Source organism: Actinoallomurus sp. CA-150999, from assembly GCF_050942425.1.
GTDB lineage: Bacteria > Actinomycetota > Actinomycetes > Streptosporangiales > Streptosporangiaceae > Actinoallomurus.
Genome location: NZ_CP192063.1, coordinates 6,101,061 through 6,119,688 on the forward strand (window position 1 = coordinate 6,101,061; position 18,628 = coordinate 6,119,688).

At 69.5% G+C, this 18,628-nt stretch carries 15 protein-coding genes; 6 read left to right on the plus strand and 9 right to left on the minus strand.

Annotated features, from left to right (window positions below):
- Positions 1–21 precede the first annotated feature (21 nt).
- Positions 22–672: a hypothetical protein gene (locus ACQP2O_RS28300; RefSeq protein ID WP_433170192.1), complete on the minus strand. Its 651-nt coding sequence runs from the start codon at positions 670–672 to the stop codon at positions 22–24.
- A 145-nt stretch (positions 673–817) separates the two neighbouring features.
- On the opposite strand from ACQP2O_RS28300, the gene ACQP2O_RS28305 reads away from it, so the two are divergent.
- From ACQP2O_RS28305 to ACQP2O_RS28315, 3 genes are read left to right on the plus strand one after another with little or no spacing between them, the layout of a single operon-like run.
- A complete protein-coding gene (locus tag ACQP2O_RS28305) occupies positions 818–1,474 on the plus strand; it encodes a hemerythrin domain-containing protein (protein ID WP_433170194.1) in 657 nt (218 codons plus the stop codon).
- 36 nt (positions 1,475–1,510) lie between these two features.
- Positions 1,511–2,365, plus strand: a complete 855-nt coding sequence (locus ACQP2O_RS28310; RefSeq protein ID WP_433170196.1) for an NAD(P)H-binding protein — start codon at positions 1,511–1,513, stop codon at positions 2,363–2,365.
- Positions 2,366–2,402: 37 nt separating this feature from the next.
- Positions 2,403–3,392, plus strand: coding sequence for a haloalkane dehalogenase (locus ACQP2O_RS28315; RefSeq protein WP_433170198.1), 990 nt, complete (start codon positions 2,403–2,405; stop codon positions 3,390–3,392).
- Between the two features lie 36 nt (positions 3,393–3,428).
- Here the strand turns inward: ACQP2O_RS28315 and ACQP2O_RS28320 are convergent, their stop codons facing one another.
- The 4 genes from ACQP2O_RS28320 to ACQP2O_RS28335 all read right to left on the minus strand — a co-directional run bounded on the left by ACQP2O_RS28320 (position 3,429) and on the right by ACQP2O_RS28335 (position 6,362).
- Positions 3,429–3,950, minus strand: a complete 522-nt coding sequence (locus ACQP2O_RS28320; protein ID WP_433170200.1) for a hypothetical protein — start codon at positions 3,948–3,950, stop codon at positions 3,429–3,431.
- A gap of 17 nt (positions 3,951–3,967) precedes the next feature.
- Complete coding sequence (locus ACQP2O_RS28325; RefSeq protein WP_433170202.1) at positions 3,968–4,633, minus strand: NAD(P)-dependent oxidoreductase; 666 nt, start codon at positions 4,631–4,633, stop codon at positions 3,968–3,970.
- Between the two features lie 102 nt (positions 4,634–4,735).
- Complete coding sequence (locus ACQP2O_RS28330) at positions 4,736–5,233, minus strand: MarR family transcriptional regulator (RefSeq protein WP_433170204.1); 498 nt, start codon at positions 5,231–5,233, stop codon at positions 4,736–4,738.
- A gap of 121 nt (positions 5,234–5,354) precedes the next feature.
- A complete protein-coding gene (locus tag ACQP2O_RS28335) occupies positions 5,355–6,362 on the minus strand; it encodes a helix-turn-helix domain-containing protein (RefSeq protein ID WP_433170206.1) in 1,008 nt (335 codons plus the stop codon).
- Positions 6,363–6,954: 592 nt separating this feature from the next.
- Between ACQP2O_RS28335 and ACQP2O_RS28340 the strand changes: the two genes are divergently transcribed.
- Positions 6,955–8,028, plus strand: coding sequence for a hypothetical protein (locus tag ACQP2O_RS28340; RefSeq protein ID WP_433170208.1), 1,074 nt, complete (start codon positions 6,955–6,957; stop codon positions 8,026–8,028).
- A gap of 108 nt (positions 8,029–8,136) precedes the next feature.
- On the opposite strand, the gene ACQP2O_RS28345 is transcribed toward ACQP2O_RS28340, so the two are convergent.
- Complete coding sequence (locus ACQP2O_RS28345) at positions 8,137–8,991, minus strand: LuxR C-terminal-related transcriptional regulator (RefSeq protein WP_433170210.1); 855 nt, start codon at positions 8,989–8,991, stop codon at positions 8,137–8,139.
- A 106-nt stretch (positions 8,992–9,097) separates the two neighbouring features.
- Here ACQP2O_RS28345 and ACQP2O_RS28350 point away from each other — a divergent pair, with 106 nt between their 5' ends.
- Positions 9,098–10,735 (plus strand): AMP-binding protein, encoded by a 1,638-nt coding sequence (locus ACQP2O_RS28350; protein ID WP_433170212.1) that lies wholly within the window; start codon positions 9,098–9,100, stop codon positions 10,733–10,735.
- An 8-nt stretch (positions 10,736–10,743) separates the two neighbouring features.
- Here the strand turns inward: ACQP2O_RS28350 and ACQP2O_RS28355 are convergent, their stop codons facing one another.
- Together ACQP2O_RS28355 and ACQP2O_RS28360 are read right to left on the minus strand one after the other, a co-directional pair.
- Positions 10,744–12,930, minus strand: coding sequence for a SpoIIE family protein phosphatase (locus ACQP2O_RS28355; protein ID WP_433170214.1), 2,187 nt, complete (start codon positions 12,928–12,930; stop codon positions 10,744–10,746).
- Positions 12,931–13,046: 116 nt separating this feature from the next.
- On the minus strand, positions 13,047–15,743 hold the full coding sequence (locus ACQP2O_RS28360) for a glycoside hydrolase family 2 TIM barrel-domain containing protein (protein WP_433170216.1): 2,697 nt from the start codon (positions 15,741–15,743) through the stop codon (positions 13,047–13,049).
- 407 nt (positions 15,744–16,150) lie between these two features.
- Between ACQP2O_RS28360 and ACQP2O_RS28365 the strand changes: the two genes are divergently transcribed.
- Positions 16,151–17,233 (plus strand): LacI family DNA-binding transcriptional regulator, encoded by a 1,083-nt coding sequence (locus ACQP2O_RS28365; RefSeq protein ID WP_433170218.1) that lies wholly within the window; start codon positions 16,151–16,153, stop codon positions 17,231–17,233.
- Between the two features lie 339 nt (positions 17,234–17,572).
- Here the strand turns inward: ACQP2O_RS28365 and ACQP2O_RS28370 are convergent, their stop codons facing one another.
- Entirely contained in the window at positions 17,573–18,562 is a 990-nt protein-coding gene (locus ACQP2O_RS28370) for a LysR substrate-binding domain-containing protein (RefSeq protein ID WP_433170220.1), read from the minus strand.
- Positions 18,563–18,628: the final 66 nt, after the last annotated feature.

Sequence of the window (18,628 nt, forward strand, 5' to 3'; positions counted from 1 at the left end):
CGGCATCCGGGCGGGCGGCGGCTATCCGGCGGCCGCCTCTTCCCGTTCCAGCATGCGGATCAATGCCTCGAACCCCGCGGCGGCTCCCTCGGTGTCCCCGGTGGTCAACCGCTCCAGGAGGAAGCCGCGGAGCGTCGCGAGGATCATCTGGGAGACCTCTCGCCTGCGCCGATCGGGCCAGTGCTCCGGACAGAGCGACTCCAGCACCGGCAGATACTGCCGCGACGCCTCCCGGGCGAGGTCCGAGTGGCGGTCGGGGTCGTACATCGCCAGGCCGATGGCCTGATCGAGCACCCGCCGCAGGCGTGACTCCTCTTCCACCAGAGTGGACCATACGGCCCGGATCCGGGCCGCCAGGGTCGCCTGGCCCGATGCCTCGCGGGCCGCGGCCATCGCGTTCTCGATACGCCTCTCGCGCAACCTGAACACCACCTGCCTGAGCAGGTCCTCGACGCCGTCGAAGTGGTAGAGCAGCACCTTGTGCGTCGTGCCGGCCGCCCGCGCCGCGCGCCGCAGCGAGAAGTCCACGAGCCCATTGAGGGCGACGTCCTCGGTGACCCGGTCGAGCAGTTCCCGGCGTCTGGCCTCGCCGCGCGGCGACCCCGCCGACCGCCGATAGCCCGCCTGCCGTGAAGCCTCATCAGCAGCGAATCCCATGACCACAGCTTCCACCGCACAGAAGCTATGAGTTTCATATAATACGACTCTCATGTATGTTGGTCGCTGGGAAGTCTCCCCCGGCATACGCCGGAAGCACGGCCGCGGCGTGAGCACGCCGGGGCTGGACGACCCCCGCGAACAAGCACGAGGAGCTCCGATGACCAGTAACGACACCGGGCGTCGACGCCCACCGCAAGGCGAGGTCGATTTCACCTTCATGTACGCCGGCCACGACGCGTTCAACCGCGACCTGCGCCGTCTGTCCACGGCGATCCGGGCGGGCCGGGCCGGTGACCCGGCGGTGCGCACCGGGTGGGAGACCTTCAAGCACCAACTGCACATCCACCACACCGTCGAGGACGAGGCGCTCTGGCCGCCGCTGCGCGCGAAGGTGCGCCGGCCGACCGAGGTCGGATTGCTGGACGCGATGGAGGCGGAGCACGCCCTCATCGACCCGCTGCTCTCCCAGGTCGACGCCGCGCTCGCCGTCGGCGACGCCGCCGGGCCGGCGGCGAGTGCCGACGAACTGGCCGCGACGCTGGCCGCGCACATGGAGCACGAGGAGGCCGAGGCCCTGCCGCTCGTCGAGACGTATCTGGGGGCCGAGGGCTGGCAGGCGTTCGGGGCCGCGATCAGGAAGCGGCAGGGCCTGAAAGGCGCGGCCGAGTTCCTCCCCTGGTTGCTCGACGACGCGTCGGCCGAGCTCACCCGGCGCGTGCTCGGCGAGCTTCCCATGCCCGCCCGGCTGCTCTACCGGGCGAGGTGGCAGCCGGCCTACGCCCGCACACCACGGTGGAACGCGGCGACGGCCTGACCTCCGGCCCACGTCCTCTCGCAGAAAGGTCTGATCATGATTCTGGTAACCGGAGCGACCGGCACCATCGGCCGCCCCCTGCTCGAGCTGCTCGCCGGCGCGGGCGCCAAGGTGCGCGCCGTCACCCGCGATCCGGGGACCGCCGGTCTCCCCGACGGCGTCGAGGTCGTCACGGGTGCCCCGTCGCGGCCCGACACGGTCGCCGCGTTCCTGGACGGCGTCACCGCCGTGTTCCTGCACCCGCGGGCCGCCGGGCAGGCCGCCGGCGACCTGCTGGCGCTCGCCCGGGAGCGCGGTGTCGAACGGGTGGTGGCGCTCTCGGCCATCAATGTCGACGACGACCCGGCCGAACAGCCGTCCCGCTTCCAGGGCGACCGGAACAAGGAGGCCGAGGAGGCCGCCGTCGCGAGCGGACTGGAGTGGGTCAGCCTGCGGCCCGCCTCCTTCGCCGTCAACACCCTCCGCACCTGGGCTCCTCAGATCCGCGCGGGTGACGTCGTACGAGGCCCGTACGCCGGCTTCGCCGAACCGCTCATCCACGAACGGGACGTCGCGGAGGTCGCCGCCCGCGTGCTGCTGGACGGCGGCTTGGCGGGCCGGAGGCTAAGGCTCACCGGCCCGCAGTCCCTGTCCCACGAGCAGCTCGTGACCGTCATCGGCGAGGTGATCGGCAGGCGGCTGCGCTACGAAGAGGTCCCTGCGGAGGCGTTCGCGCGGAGCCTGTCCCAGCGCGGCCTCCCGGAGCCCTTCGTCGAGGCGCTGATGGCCCGGTACGCCCGGGGCTCCGGGCCGGCCGAGGCCGTCACCGACGAGGTGGAGAAGATCCTCGGCCGTCCCGCGCGGACCTACGCCGAGTGGGTCGCCGACCATGCCGCCGCCTTCCGCGGCTGACGGCGCCTCCGCGAGCGAAGACATGAAGGAGAACACCATGGCGGGCACCGACACTCACGACGGCGCGTCCACGCGCCCCGCCCCGGTCTCGGGCATGACCGTGCTGCGTACCCCGGAGGAACGGTTTCAGGACCTGTCCGACTACCCGTTCACACCGCACTACGTCGAGATCGACGCCGGCGACGGCGCCGGTACCCGGCTACGCGTCCACTACGTCGACGAACGGCCGGCCGACCCGGCGAAGGCGTCCGGTGAGACGGTCCTGCTGCTGCACGGCGAACCGTCGTGGAGCTACCTCTACCGGCACGTCATCCCGCCGCTGGTCGCGGCCGGGCACCGCTGCGTCGCCCCCGACCTCGTCGGATTCGGCAGGTCCGACAAGCCCGCCGACCGTTTCGCCTACACCTACCAGAGACACGTCGGCTGGCTACGGGAGACGGTGTTCGACCGCCTCGGCCTGCACGGCGTGACCATGGTCTGCCACGACTGGGGCGGCCTGCTGGGGCTGCGCCTGCTGGCCACGAGCCCGGACCGGTTCCGCCGTGTCGTGGCGACCAACACCTCCTTTCCCACCGGAGACCGAGGCCTCGGCGACGCATACGCCACCTGGCTGCAGCTCAGCCAGCGCGCGAACCCGTTCGACCCCGGGCAGGTCGTCGACCGTGGCACCGTGAGCGAACTCGACCCGGCGGTACGCGCGGCGTACGTCGCGCCGTTCCCCGACGAGTCCTACCTTCAGGGCGCCCGGCAGTTCCCGCTGCTCGTCCCCATCGTTCCCTTCGACGAGGCGGCACCGCCGAACCGTACGGCATGGGCCGTGCTCGAAACCCTGAAGATCCCGTTCCTGTGCGCCTTCAGCGACAACGACTACGGCGTCGGAGACGGTGACCGGATCTTCCGCTCGCGCATCCCCGGCGCGGCGGGACGGGAGCACACCACCATCGCGAACGCGGGCCACTTCGTCCAGGAGGACCAGGGCCCGCGCCTCGCCGCCGTCATCGACCGCTTCATCGACTCGACGCGCTGAACCGGCTCCGCCCGCGCGTACGGACGCTCGGCCTCATCAGCTGATCCATTCGAGCCAGAAGAAGGCGAGCGCGGCCAGAGCGCCCGGGGCGCCTGCGCCGAAGGCGACCACCATGGCCTGGCCGATCGCAACGTCGGTCGGATCGACGCCGTCCGACCAGGACAGGCGGGCATCGATGCCGGGGATGTTCCGGAATGGTGAGTAGTCCGCCAGGCGGCCCCGGGCGGTGGCGATGAGCTCGCCATCACGAAGCAGTCGCGCCCGCAGCAGACCGGTCGGCCGCAGCTCGTAGCCGCGATCGCCCGCCAGAACGGTGCAGATGCGCGCCTTGCGGCGCGGGTCCCAGGCGCGGCGGGTGCCCTGCCGGGCGGGCATCTGCCGGCCGTTCATGCTCATCCCGCGGCCGGGCAGCACCGTGACGGCGGGGATCCCCGGCCCGTCCACGAGCGCCAGGACCGATGGCCAGCGGTCATGACTGATCCGTAGCGGTCCGTGCGGACTGTCGGCCATGCGGTGACGCGAGAGCCGGACCTTCCGGCGCTTGGTGAAGATGGACATTGATCGCTCCGGATCCGTCAGTTGGCGATGGCGATCGACTTCCCGATGGTCTCGGGCTGTTCGATCGCGCGGAGCATGAAATGCGCGGCGTCGGCGCGGGTGACGCGGCGGCCGCCGCGAACACTCTGCCCGTAAGCCGTCCGGTAGGTGCCGGTCGGCGGCTTGTCGGTCAGGAGCGGCACTCCCACGGCGGTCCAATCCAATCCGCTGTCGCGGAGGAGATCCTCCATCATCGCGACGTCGGCATAGTGCCGTCCGAGTCTCGCCTTCGCCATCGGACTGAGCACGTTCCGCATGAACCAGCCCATTCCCGGGTCGCGCTTGGGCGGATTCGGACGGCCGGGTGTCGGGATCGTCGAGATGCCCGCGACGCTGATGACGACGATGCGGCGTACGTCCGTCGCCTTCATGGCCTCGATGATCGCTTCGGTGCCCCGAGAGGCGATACCGAATTCGCCTTTGCCTCGGGGGCCGAGGCCGGACAGCACCGCGTCGGTTCCGCGGACGGCGGACCTGAGCACCGCCGGGTCGGGTGACGCCAGGTCGGCGGTGACCGTACGTACGTCCGCGGTCAGCGCCTGTGGGTTCCGTACGACCGCGGTGACGTCGTGCCCGGCGGCGACCGCCTGACCGACGAGCCGGCGGCCGATGCCGCCGGTCGCCCCGAAGATCGTGAGTCTCACCGGCGGCTCCGCAATCAATATGGAATGCATGCATTATTGTTTCCATATTATATTACGTCAAGCCGCCGCCCCACCTGCGGCGGCATGCCGGCTCCCGGTGGGTCAGTCGTTGGCGAGTTGCTCGGTCGCGTGCTGCCCGGCGTCGATGGTGCGCCGCAGGAAGTCGGCGAGCGTCTGGAGCTCGCCGTCGCTGAAGTCCGCGCAGATCCCGTCCATCGAGGTGCTCATCCCGGAGTAGAGCTCGTACAGCTCGGCGTTGCGGTCGCGCAGGGGGTACACGGTGACGGCGCGGCGGTCGACGGCGTCCGGGTCGCGTTGGCGAACGGCCCAGCCGCCACGCTGGAGACGATCCAGGATGCCGGTCATCGTGGCCGGATGCAGGCCGGCGCGGCGGGCGAGGACGCTGGGACTCATCGGCCCGTGCCGGTTGAGCAGGTCGACACAGTACAGATCGACGTCTTTCATATCGACGTGATCGCAGATCTGGTGGTTGAGCAGTGACAGCTGAACGACCAACTCACGCAGGGACTCCTTGATCGCGGCGGTCGTGCGCCGCCGATCCCGCGCTGAGCCGGCGTCCTGGCGCGTCGTGGACGCCATGGTCATACGCTCCTAACCAGATATAATACGTGTCACGTATTTGATGGTCTCCCGACAATGGTAGCGCCGGAGCGTCTGCGCCGGATAGGCGAGGACGTGCGACGGCGCCGGTTCCGACGGGTCAGTCCGCTTCCCTTGGCTCCCAGATGACGGCGTACAGGCGCACCTCGGCCGGGCGGCCGGAGGCGTCTCGCGTGACGGCGTCGATCCGGCAGAGCACGTAGCGGCGAGTGTCCGTGATGAGGCAGAAAAAGGTGCCGGGCCGGTCCAGGGCGGGGGTGACCGGTTCGCTGTAGTTCTGCTGTGCCCCGCATTCCGCACGCGTGCCGTGGCTGCCGGGCGGCAGGATGGTGATGTCGTCGCTGCCGATGCTGTCGAGCGTGCGCTTGTCCGAGGTGAACTCAAGGTCGTACGGGTTGTCCTTGGACGCCTCGGCGGTCGGCCATGACCGGTCGTCGAAGTCGATGATCTGGTTCGTGCGCAGCGTCACGGCGCCTTCGCGGCGTACGGGGCGCGGGCGGCCCCTATTGTCGCGGTCGCGCGCGCCGGCCGCCGCCATTGTCGGTGCGGAGTACGTAGCGGGCCGATGCGCCGCGTGCGCGGCGGGCCGACGCGCCGGGTGCGCCGCAGTCGATGCGGCCGGCAGCAGGGCGGCGACCGTGCCGGCGGTGGCGGCGAGCCCGATCACGACGGCCGCAGCGACCCACAGCCGTCGCCTACCGCGAGCGCGGTCAAGAGCGGACGCCGGCCCGGAGTCGGGGGCGAGCCGAGAGGGGGACGTAGAAGCGGGGACCGGATCGGCGGCCGACACCGGCGGCGCCTCGGTCGGCTCACGCGCTTCGGCCCCCTCCTCCGTCTCGCCCCTCAACTCCCCGCGCAGAGCGTGCCAGCGGTCCTCCCACACCCGGGTGTCCCCGTCGCACGCGGCCACGAAGGCGAGGGTGACGTCGAGTGACGGCAACGCCTTTCCGGACGCCGCCCGGGAGAGCGCGGTGGCGGAGAAGTGGGCCTCGGCGGCCATTCGCCGATAACTCGGTGTCCCCGCCTTGTGCCGGAGGGCGCGTAGGTCGTGAGCGAAGTCGGCCAGCGGTCCCTGTGTCGGGTCCAGCGGCCGCTCGGGTCTTCCCATCGGGGCGATGACCCTCCAAACCTGCACGGACTATTGATGCCAGTCGTCCGGGATTGATTGTTAACTGCGAGCATCGCTTGGAAATCAACCTATGGCCGTCTTCTCTGGTGTCGCAAGACGTCACCGCGCGACCGATGCGGCGGTGACACGGATTCCTTGGCGGCTCTACCGGTCCTCTCCGGACCCCGAAGCCGTCAGCCTGACTCAAGGCAGGGATTTCCGGCCGTTGCTGCGGAACTGGGGTGGTGTGCTCATGGCTGACAAGGATTCGAAGGTGCTGCCGGACCGACCGTGTGCGTTGCCGGGGTGCATGGAACCGGTCATACCTACCGAAGATGGGGTGACCCGGCTGTACTGCTCTCGTGCCCACCGGCATGCGGCACGTCAATTGCGTCGGGCCTCCGCTGCCGCCGCACCTCAGGCGGCGATCAGCCCAAAGTCGGATGACACGGGGCAAAAGGTCACCCGACATTGGCGGCGCACCCCGCTGGGGGCGGCACTGGTCGGCGGAGTCGTGTTCATCTCCGGATCCGCGGTCGGAGTCGCCCGTTTCACCGGCCAACACTCCACTGCACCCATCGCGCGTCCCAGTGTGAGTCCCCAGCCCGTACGCGCCGGCGTCGATGTGACCGGTGGCTCCGGTTCGAAGATCCCAGCGGCCAAGCCGGTGGCGGACACCTCTCTCGTCGTCACGCTGAAGCAGCTGTCGCACGTCCAGTCGTCGCTTCGGGAATTGTTCGCGCTGCCGCCCGGCAAGCGGACTCCCAAAGTGCTGGCGACCATCCACGCACTCGAACAGCGTGAGACAGGTCTGCTGCAGCGTGCACGCACCCTCATGAAAGGCACCGCGGCCAAGTCCGCGAAGCGCCAGCTCGCCGCCGCGATCGCCGCAACCGGTAAACAGTTGAAGGCGACGAACACGGCGGACATCGCGCTGCATCATGTCGCCGATGGCGGCCGATCGCCGGGTCTCGTCGCCGCCGCCCGGGAGCTCGATACGAAGAAGGGCTCCCTGGCCGACCAGAAAGACGCCCTTCAAAGGGCCATCGATCTCCTATCCTCGCCGCTCGCCCCGGTCGCCGAGCCGCCGGGCGATGTTCCGGAAGCTCCCGATAAACGTCCCGGACAGGGCCGACCTCATTGGCCGGTGAGGAGCCCGGGCAGGCACGGCCTGCCCGGTGACCCGCCCAAGGCGGTGGACTCATCGAGAAGTCGCCATGACGACGCGCCCGCCAAGGGGTCACCCACTGAACGTCCGCCGATACTCGGCCGCCCGCCAAGATCGGCTCTTCATCTGGTCTACCCGGTCGGATCCGCGCTCGCCGCCCCGACCGGGCAGGGACAGTCCAGCCCGAGTTCCCAGGACCCGGCGACCGGCACCACGACGATGCCGCGAGCCGATTCGAACACCCCGGACGCTGCTCCACAGACATCCGCGCCGAGCAGCAACAACGACGGTTCCTCCCACGACCACTCGGACTCGAACGACCACGGCTCCAGCCACGACCACTCGCACTCCAGCGACGACCACAACTCCGACCACGACCACTCCGACCACGAGCACTCGGACTCGAAGGACCACCACAAGTCCGACCACGACCACTCCAGCGACCACCACGACTCCGACCACCACCACTCGGACTCGAACGACCACCACGACGACTGACATTTCTTCAGGTCGATGATGTGACCTGAACGCCGGCCGATAACCGGACCGAAAAAAGCTCGGCAGGCGATGGGATCGCGACGCCGTCCCATCGCCTGCCAGTGATCATCACGGAAGGACCCCGGTGCGTCTGGCCGCGATCACCGCGTCCATCCGGCTGTGCGCGCCGAGCTTGTGCATCGCGTTGCTCAGATAGCTCTTGACCGTCTCCGGCCGCAGGCCCAAGCGCCGGGCGGCCTCGGCGTTGCCGCAGCCCACCGCGACCAGAGCCAGCACGTCCAGCTCGCGGGGCGACAACGGATTTTCGAGGACCTGCCGGTCGGTGGATCGGGTCAGGCGGTCGCACACCCGCTGGATACGCTCGCGCAGGACCGGGTCGGTGATCTCCTGGGCGATCGAGCGCAGCTCCGCGTGCGCCTCCCGGACCTGTTCCCACTGCGGTGCGGAGGGTGCTTCGCGGGCGGCCCGCGTGACCGTGGCCGTCTCGATCTCCGCCAGCCGCCGTTCCACCTGCTCTTCCACGGCGAGCTGGAGGCCCACACGCCGGGCGGTGTGGTCCATCGTGTCCAGAACCCGGGTGCCCAGTGACAGCGACTCACGGATACCGCTGTACAGGACGCCGAACACCGACTCGCCGACCATCACGGGCACCGCCGCGATCGCCCGCAGGCCTTCCGCGGTCACCGCCGTGTCGTACTCGTGGCTGATCTTCGAGTCGGCGGCATAGTCGTTGACACTGCCCGGCCTGGCGGTGACCAGCACCCGTCCGCCCAGGCCGTTGCCGGCGCCGATGACAAGGCCGGAAAGCGCGTCGGTGCGGATCCCGACGAACTCGGTGAGCGGCATGCTCCGTCCTCCGGGCACGACCACGCCGCCGAAGGTGACGGGCAGCCCGGTCGCCCGGCACATCCTCTTCAGGGCGGCGCGTAGCAGCACTCCTCGCTGCACCGTCGCGGTACTCATCGGAGGCCTTGCCACAGCCATGCCGTCAGAATGGCATCGCCCGCGTGCGGCGACCACCCCCGAACGGGGGTGCCCCCTCCCCCGTACTGGGACGATGCTTCGGGACATGGGTGACTCACTGCTCTCCTACGCGTCCGGCGTCTCCTCCGCGCCGTTGGTGGGCGAGACGATCGGAGAGAACCTCGAGCGCACCGCGGCCAGGTACGCCGACCGCGAGATGCTGGTCGACGTGGCGGGCGGCCGGCGCTGGACCTACGCCGAATTCAACGCCGCCGTGGACGAGATGGCCCTCGGGTTGCTGGCCATGGGCATCGCCAAGGGCGACCGGGTCGGCATCTGGGCGCCCAACTGCGCGGAATGGGTGCTGACCCAGTACGCCACCGCGAAGATCGGCGCCATCCTGGTCAACGTCAATCCGGCCTACCGCGCCCATGAGCTGGACTATGTGGTCCACCAGTCCGGCATGCGACTGCTGATCAGCGCCGTCGCGTACCGCACCAGCGACTATCGGGGCATGCTCGCCGAGATCGGCTTCGAACCCACGGTGTTCATCGGCGAGCCCGGCTGGGACGACCTGATCGCCGCCGGGCACGGCATCGACTCCGCCGCACTGCGCGAACGGATGGCCGCGCTGGCATTCGACGACCCGATCAACATTCAGTACACCTCGGGCACCACCGGATTCCCCAAGGGTGCCACGCTGTCCCACCACAACATCCTCAACAACGGCTACTTCGTCGGCGAAGGCGTCGGCTACACCGCAGACGATCGGATCTGCCTGCCCGTGCCGCTCTACCACTGCTTCGGCATGGTGATGGGCGACCTCGCGGCCACCTCACATGGCGCCTGCGTGGTGCTCCCGGCACCCGGCTTCGATCCCGAGGCCACGCTGGCGGCCGTGCAGGCCGAGCGATGCACCTCCCTGTACGGCGTGCCGACCATGTTCATCGCCGAACTGGACCACCCGCGATTCGGCGAGTTCGACCTGTCCGACCTGCGCACGGGAATCATGGCCGGATCGCCCTGTCCGGTCGAGGTCATGAGGCGCGTCGTCAGCGAGATGCACATGAGCGAAGTAGCGATCTGCTACGGCATGACCGAGACCTCCCCGGTCTCGACGATGACCCGCCGCGACGACGGCCTGGCCCGCCGCACCCAGACGGTCGGCCGGGTCATGCCACACCTCGAGGTGAAAATCGTCGACCCGGACACCGGCCTGGTCGTACGCCGGGGTGAGCCCGGCGAGTTGTGCACCCGCGGCTACTCGGTGATGCTCGGCTACTGGGACCAGCTGGACCGGACCGCCGAGGCCGTCGACCAGGCCCGCTGGATGCACACCGGCGACCTGGCCACCATGGACGACGAGGACTACCTCAACATCGTCGGCCGCCTCAAGGACATGGTCATCCGCGGCGGCGAGAACATCTACCCGCGCGAGATCGAGGAATTCCTCTACACCCACCCCGACATCGCCGACGTCCAGGTCATCGGCGTCCCCGACCCCAGATACGGCGAAGAGCTCATGGCCTGGATCATCATGCGCCCAGGCGCCGAGCCGCTCACCGCCGAACGCGTCCGAGACCACTGCACGGGTCGGCTCGCCCACTACAAGATCCCCCGCTACGTCCACATCGTCGACGAATTCCCCATGACCGTCACCGGCAAGATCCGCAAGGGCGAGATGCGCGAACGCGCCATCGACCTGCTGGACCTGCACAACGCCGCGAACACGAAGAATGCGTGACGATCGGCTCAGGTGGCCGTGATGACCAGTGCGGCGCGGTCGTCGTCGCTGTCGTCGCAGCCCGCGATGAATGCCCCGAGCCCGTCGGTGATGGCGTCCAGGGCGTCCTGCGCGGTGAGCTCGCCGGGTCCGCGGGCGGTGAGTGCGGCGACGAGGCGCTCGTCACCGAAGAGGTCGCCGTCGGGCGAGCGGGCCTCGGTGAACCCGTCTGTGACCATGACCAGGCTCTCACCGGACTCGAGAACGAGCTTGTGGGGCTCGATGTCGGGGTCGGGACCGGCGCCCAGGAGCATGCCGGGGATGTGGAGAGCCTCGACCGTGCCGTCGGCACGCCGGTGCAACGGGGGCAGGTGACCTGCGCGGATGAGTTCCACGTTCAGCCGCCCGGCGGAGGGACGCAGTTCGCCGTAGACCAGGGTGACGAAGCTCAGTTCGTGCTGGGCGGAGCGTTCGATCAGTGCGGTGTTGACCGCGTCGGCGATGGCGACCAGGTCGCACCGCAGGCGGGCGACGGCGCGGACCGTGTGGCGGACCAGGCCGGTCATCGTGGCGGCCACCGCACCGCGACCGCAGACGTCGCCGATCATGAACGCCCAGCGGTCGTCGTCCAGCCGGAACAGATCGTAAAAGTCCCCGCCGATCTCCAGCCCCTCGCCGGCGGGCTCGTAGCAGGAGGCGACGGTCGCGCCGGGCGGCTCGGGCAGATCCGGCAGCAGAAGGCCCGCCTGCAGGTCATGAGCCAGCTGGACGCGCTGGGTGTACTGGTACGCGTTCGTCGCGGTCGCGGCCGCCCGGAGGGCCAGTTCCTGAGCCAAGGCCACGCTCCGGTCGTCGAGGGGCCGTTCGTCGGTGGCCAGCAGAGTGAGGGCGCCGAGGACGCGGCCGCGGTCGACGAGCGGGACGCACAGGTGGCCGGTCACGCCGAGCCGACGCCAGGGACCGGGGACGGTGGGAGGGCTCTGGATCACCTCGGTGATCCCGCGGGCCAGCAGGCGAGCCATCGTCTTCTCCTCCACGGGACTCCAGGCCGCCAGGAGGTCTTCCTGGGCCTTCGTCCCTGCGGCGGTGGCGGCCCTGACGATCCGCCCGGTGCAGATCACGTCGACGACGCACATCGGGGCCAGGGCGGGTACCGCCAGCCGGGCCAGGTGGTGCAACGTCTCGTCGACGTCCAGGTCACGGGCCAGCTCGGTGCTCGCCTCCAGGATGAAGGCGAGATCGTGGCGGGCGGCCCGTTCCTTGGCCTCGGCCGCGGCGCGCGCCTGCTGCACGCGGTGACGTTCGATCGCCAGCGCGGCGGTACGGGTGAAGGCCGCGCTCAGCGCCAGGTCGACGTCCTGCGGGAGGCAGGGACGCCGGTGGTACATCGCGAAGGTGCCCAGGAGCACGCCGTCGGTCCCGAGGATGGGAGTGGACCAGCACGCGGCCACGCCGGCGGCCTCCGCCACGTCCCGGAAGTCCCGCCAGTCGGGGTCGGTGCCGATGTCGGTGGCGATCACCGGCTCCCGGCGGTAGGCCGCGGTGCCGCACGAACCGACGCCTTCGCCGACGCTGATGCCGTCGATGGCCTCGTTGTAGAAGTCTGGAAGGCTCGGCCCGGTGCCATGGCGCAGGTGCGCGCCGTCGGGATCGGCCAGTAGCACCGAGACGATCAGGTCGGGCGACTGCTCCTCGAGGATGAGGGCCATCCCTTCGAGAATCTGTTCGAGCGGCTGGTCGCGGGCGATCTGTTCCAGCAGGGCACGATGCTCGGCGGTCAGCCGCTGGGCGTTCTTGCCCTGGGTGGTCTCCACCCCGACCACGGTGATGCCGACGACCTCCCCGGCGTCGTCCCGCTGGGGCTCGCAGGTGAAATCGAAGAACGCCTCACGGGACGAGTCGCCGACGACCCGCATGACGCGGGTGTCGGCGGCGGTGTAAGCCCGGCCCGTGCGGTAGATGTCGTCCATCAGCGCGACGAAGCCCTGCTCGGCGAGCCCCGGCATCACCTCGGCGATCGGCACGCCCGTCCGGGCGCGGTCGGACCCGATCGCCGCGAAGAACGCCGGGTTGGCCGCCTCCAGCACGTGCTCCGGGCCGGAAAGTATGCAGAACACTGCGGCCGACCGGCCGAACATGGACATCAGGTCGTCCCAGCGCCCTGATCCCGCAGCCGGCGACGCCGACCACTTCAGTGCTTTATGCGACGCCGTCACCACCCCGTCTCCCCCTGACCTGGGTGTTCGTCTCATCACGGTATCCGACAAACCTCGCAATGCCATAGCGACGCCCTGCCGCCGGGCAGTGCCGGGCCTGCGGTGGATTGAGGCGGCTACAGCCTGGTCACGTCGATGCCGCTCACGACGGCGTGGCCCACCGTCGGGTTGAACACGACCTTCAGCCCATCGGCATTCGTCACGGCGACGGTTCCCTCGAGGTCGTGGGCCGTTCGTGGCCCGGCCACGGCCACCAGGTCGAGGTCGTTCACGAGTACCTGCTCGTTGAGGCGCACGCTGAAGACGCGTTTTCCTCGAGCGTTCTCCGATGGTTCCGCGAACCGGAGCCGCACCCCGTACCGTCCCGCCGGGACGTCGAAACGGTAGGCGGTCATGCCCTCGCGGAACGTCTGGTACAGAGGATCCTCCGACGAGCGGTTCACCCAAGTCCGCATGAGGCCCGTGGTGCCACCGATGGCGCCCCAGCCGCCGTCGGTGTATGCCCGGTCCTCGGCCCACACCAGCGACTGTGGGTCGGTGTACTGCACGATGGCACCGGCTGACACGGCGAGTCGCCGGAACGGCACCGAGGGGTCGCTGAGCCGTGGAGCCTGATAGGTGAACGAGACGCGTACGGAGTCGGTGATCACCTTGCCGCGGGCCACCCCTCGAGCGACGATTTCGTTCGCCCCGTCGACGAACGGCACCTGCCAGGTGGCCGCACGGACGTCGTCCGGCTGCCTGCGGCCCAGCGACCGCCCGTTGATGAACAACTCGACCGAATCCAGGTTGCTGTACACCTTCACCGGCTGCGGCACGGGCCGCCGGCCCGCTCCCCACGGGGCGTCGGGTGCGGTGCCGGCCCGATGCGTCCACTCGTGGCCGGCGATGTGCAGGACGGGCTTGTCACGCCACAGCGCCTGGTAGAGGTAGAAGACGTCCTTCGGGCTCCGGTCCGGGTGGACCAGCCCTTTCTGGTTGACGTGCGGGACGGAGCCACTGCGAAATTCCGACCCGAACTCGAATTGCGCCCACAGGGTCGTGCCCACCAGGAAGGGGCGTTTGTCGATGGCACGGATGTAGACCTCGTGGAAGAGCTGCTGGAACTCGATCGACTGGTCCTGGTAGCTCACCCCGCCCGTCGCAGGGTCGACCGGCAGGTACCCGGCGTCGACGCGGTGCAGGCGGCTGTCGCTGTCCGCCCCGTACTCGCTGACCCACAGCGGACGGTTCGGGTGGTCGGCGTGTTCCTTGTCCAGGTACTGAGCGAAACCGTCCGGGGTGTCGTAGTACCAGCCGTGGTACAGGTTCCAGCCCAGGATCATCGGGACGTCGGCGATGCCGGAGGTGTTGTAGCGGTCGTTGCGGTCGACCGCCATGACGGTCAGTCGCCGCGGGTCCTCCGCACGGGTCGTCTCCTCGAGGCGGCGGGCAAGGTCGACGACGAACCGCTCGTACCCTGCCGGCTCGGGCTGAGGCGGCAGGAGGAGGATCTCGTTCATGTAGCCCCGGAACACGATGCTGGGGTGGTTGTAGTGCTGTCGGACCGTCTCGACCTGCATATTGACGCTGTTCGCGGCGAACTGGTCCGACACGGTGACGGTACTGACCAACGGCACCTCCTCCCAGAGAATCACGCCGAGGCGGTCAGCGGCCTCAAGGACCGCGGGTGCCTGGGGGTAGTGAGCCAGGCGCAGCACGTTGGCGCCCATCGACTTGATGATCTCGAGGTCGCGGAGGTGCTCGGCGTCGCTGAGGGCGTTGCCCTTCCCGACGATGTCCTGGTGACGGTTCACACCGCGCAGCGGGTAGGACGATCCGTTCAGATGGAAGCCGGTGGCGGCGTCCACCGAGTACCACCGGAGGCCGAGGGGCGCGTCGACGCGGTCGCGTCCACCACGGCCGCCGTCCACCACGGTGATGACCTTGTAGAGGTAGGGCGACTCCGGAGACCAGAGGCGAGGGCGGCGGATCGCCGGCAGGGACAGGTCGAAGTCCCCGGTCTCGCCTCGACCGAGCTTCAGCCGCGTTCTGCGCGACGTCACCTCACGGTCACGCGCGTCGACGACCGTGCTGACGACGTCCACCCATGTGGTCTCCGGATCGGCGTTGACCACCCGCCCCCGGACTCGGACGTCGGCCGAGGCCGCGCTCACGTCCGGTGTGTCGACGTAGATGCCGGACGAGCCATGATCGAGCAGGTCGATGTGGACCGGGTCGGTGACGACGAGCCATACGTTGCGGTAGATACCGCCGTAGAACGTGAAGTCGGCCCACAGCGGCGGGATGTCCGGGTTGTAGGCGTTGTCGACGCGAACGGCGATGGTCGCGGCACCGCCGGGTTTCACCCGACGCAGCTGATCGGTGACGTCCGCGCAGAACGCGACGTATCCCCCAACGTGCCGTCCGACCGGCGCGCCGTCGACGAAGACGTCCGCGACCTGGTTCGCGCCTTCGAAGTAGAGGAACACGCGCTTGTCCCGCCAGCGGTCGTCAACCCGCAGCTCTCGGCGGTACCAGCCGGGCCCCCGGTAGTAGCCCGGTTCGTCGTCGATGCTGTCCTTGGCGTTCCAGGTATGCGGAAGAGTGACGGCGCTCCAGTCCGTCCCGTTCGCGTCCGCGTCGGCGGCCGATTTCAGGTCGCCGCGAACGAACGACCAGTCGTCATTGAGGAGGTGGCGTTCGCGTTGACGAATCGCTCTCGGCGGCTCGGCGTCCTGGGCCATCGCCGGGCGACCGAGCGCCGGTACGGCCGCGGTGCCCGCGAGACCGGCCAGCACCATCCGCCGAGTGGGTTGAAAGTCCTGATCCATGGCAGTCCCATCGCCGTAGTGGTGGTGCCTCGCCGGGCTCCGCGCGTGCGACATGTGTCACGGCATTGACGCAGGCCGGGGCGATACGCGGCAACGGGTTGCCACCAGTTGCCTCGGCGGACCGGCGGCGAGCCCGGCCTGCGGCGCTCGGTCCACGCGGGTGCATGGCCGACGACGTCTCAGTGCTCGGGTGCCTTCTTGACTCCGGGCTCGAACGGCAGCGTCAACCGGTAGAAGAACGGATACAGAACTGCGCGACGACGAAGACCCTTGCGGGGACCAGGAACCAGAGCTGCCGGTCGACCCTGGTTCGGCAAGTCGGCGACGTGATGTTATCGGGATATTGCGATGTGCTCACCGTGGTTTTACCCTGATCGTTCGTTGGTAGCAGTGCCGGGAGCGCCGACATGTCCGAACCTGCCAGGTCGCCGAACAAGCGCACCACCATCTATCACGTCGCGCTCGAGGCAGGGGTCGCGCCGTCGACCGTGTCGCGTGCGTTCTCAAGGCCGAGCCGCGTCAACGCGGATACAGCGGAACGGATCCGGCAGGTGGCCGAACGGCTCGGGTACCGGACGAGCCCGCCGGCCCGCGCGCTGACGACGTCCCGGACGCGCATCATCGCGCTGGTCATCGCCGACATCAAGAACCCGGTGTTCACCGAGATGATCTGCGGGGCACAGGAAGCGGCGAACGATGCCGACTACACCACCGTGTTGATCGACGCGCAGGAGTCCGACCGTCTGGAACGCACGGCGCTGGAGCGCGCACTGCCGTCCGTGGACGGCATCGTCCTGGCGAGCAGCCGAATGTCGGACTCCACCATCCGGATGTTCTCCAAGCAGCGTCCCGTGGTGGTTCTCAACCGCGCGATCCCGGACGTCCCCTGCGTGGTGACGGACAACCCCCAGGGCGCGCGGCGGGCAGCCGAGCATCTCGGCGCGTTGGGGCACGACCACATCACGTACGTGTCCGGACCGGAGGCGTCCTGGGCCAACGGGATCCGCTGGCGTTCCCTGCTTCAGGCCGGCATTGAGCTCGAGCTCAAGGTCCGCCGGATCGGCCCGTTCAGCCCCACCGTCGAGGGCGGCGAGACCGCCGTCGACGAACTGCGCAGACGCCCGACGACGGCGGTCCTCACCTACAACGACCAGATGGCCATCGGGCTCATCAGAGGCCTCGACCGGCTGGGAGCCAAGGTCCCGGCCGACATCAGCGTCATCGCCTTCGACAACATCGTCGCCGGCGAGATCGTCACGCCCCGGCTGACAACCGTCGCGGCGCCGCTGTTCGCCGAAGGCGCGGCCGCCACGAAGCACCTGCTCGCCATGATCGATGGAGCGCCGGCACGCACGGGGCAGCCCATGGTGTTGCCGGTCCGGCTCGTCGTCCGCGACTCGACCGCTCGACGCCGTACCGGGCGGCGAGCGACGCGGACGGCATGGAGCGGGCCGCGGCTGCCGGTGGACAGGCTCACCGCCGAACCCTGAAGGTGTACGCCTCGGTTGCCTTGACCAGCTCGTCGATGTCGGACACACCGAAGGTCCACCGGCCGTTGCGGACCACCCACCGCACCATGGTGTTCTGCGCCATCAGCGCCTCCATACCGCCGGGCATCGAATCTGGAACTCGGCACCGACCTGCTGATCGCACCGCTCGCATTCCGCGTACTGGTCATACAGGGCCGAAGCGACGATGAGTATCTGGAGACGCTGACCAACGCGATCGAGGCGGCATTGGGAGCGGCCGTCCGCTGACCGACGGGCGAACAACGGCGCTGGCCAAGATTCAGATGAACAGCCCTGTGGGTGCCGAAAACCTTCCGGCGGTCAAGGTCCGGTCGTTGGCGGTGGTGCCGTCGCAGGCTGCCATTCCCTGGACGGCGGCACGCTCTCCGAAGCCCACCGGACGCCGGCGGGTAGCGGATACGCGTCGGCGTGCAGCGTCTCGAGGAGGTCGAGGAAGTGGCGGGCGGCCGGGGCGGGTGCGCCGCGGTCGGGCAGGATGACGTCGAGTCGTCGTTCGACGACCGGGCCGGTGAGCGGCCGGTGCACCAGCCCGGCGAAGCTCATCAGGGCCTGCACGAGGGCGGGCAGCGCGGACAGGCCGAGTCCGGCGGCCACCAGTCCGCCCACCGTGGCGACGTTGGCCGCCTCGACGACCTGGGCCGCGCTGACTCCGGCGTCGGCGAACGCCGCGTCCGTGAACATCCGCACGCTGGAGTCGGCACCGATGGCGACGAACGGCTCAGGCGCGAGGTCGGACCAGGTCAGCGTCGCCGACTCGGCCAACCGGTGCCCGGGTGGCAGCGCCGCGAAGAACCGATCGAGGGCCAGCGCGCGGCGCCGCATCCGCGGGGGCGCGCGATCCGGGATCGTGATCGCCAGGTCGGCGTCGCCGTCGCGCAGGTGGCGGGTGACCGTCCCGGCCAGGCCGTCGAGGATCCGTACGGTGATCCCGGGGTGCTGTTCGTGGAAGATGGACAGGACGCGCGGGAGCAGGACGGCCGCGACCGACGGCAGTGTCGCGATGGTGACCGTGCCGTGCTCCCCGGCGAGGTAGCGGGCGAGGTCGTTCATTCCGACGCGATGGGCCGCGAGGATCCGGTCGGCGACCGCCAGGAGTTGCCGGCCCTCCGCGGTGAGCGTCACCGTCCGGGTCGTGCGCTCGAACAGTGACACGCGAAGAGTCCGTTCCACGCCGGCGACCGTCCGGCTGAGCGCCGACTGCGAGAGGCGCAGGCGCTCGGCGGCCGCGGTGAAGCTTCCCGCCCGGGCCACCGCTTCGAAGGCCGCGAGCTGGCGCAGCGACAGATTCATGCGTCCAGATCATAAATGGTTGCGATATTGATGTTGGACGCATCTTCGTTCCGAGGTGAACAATCC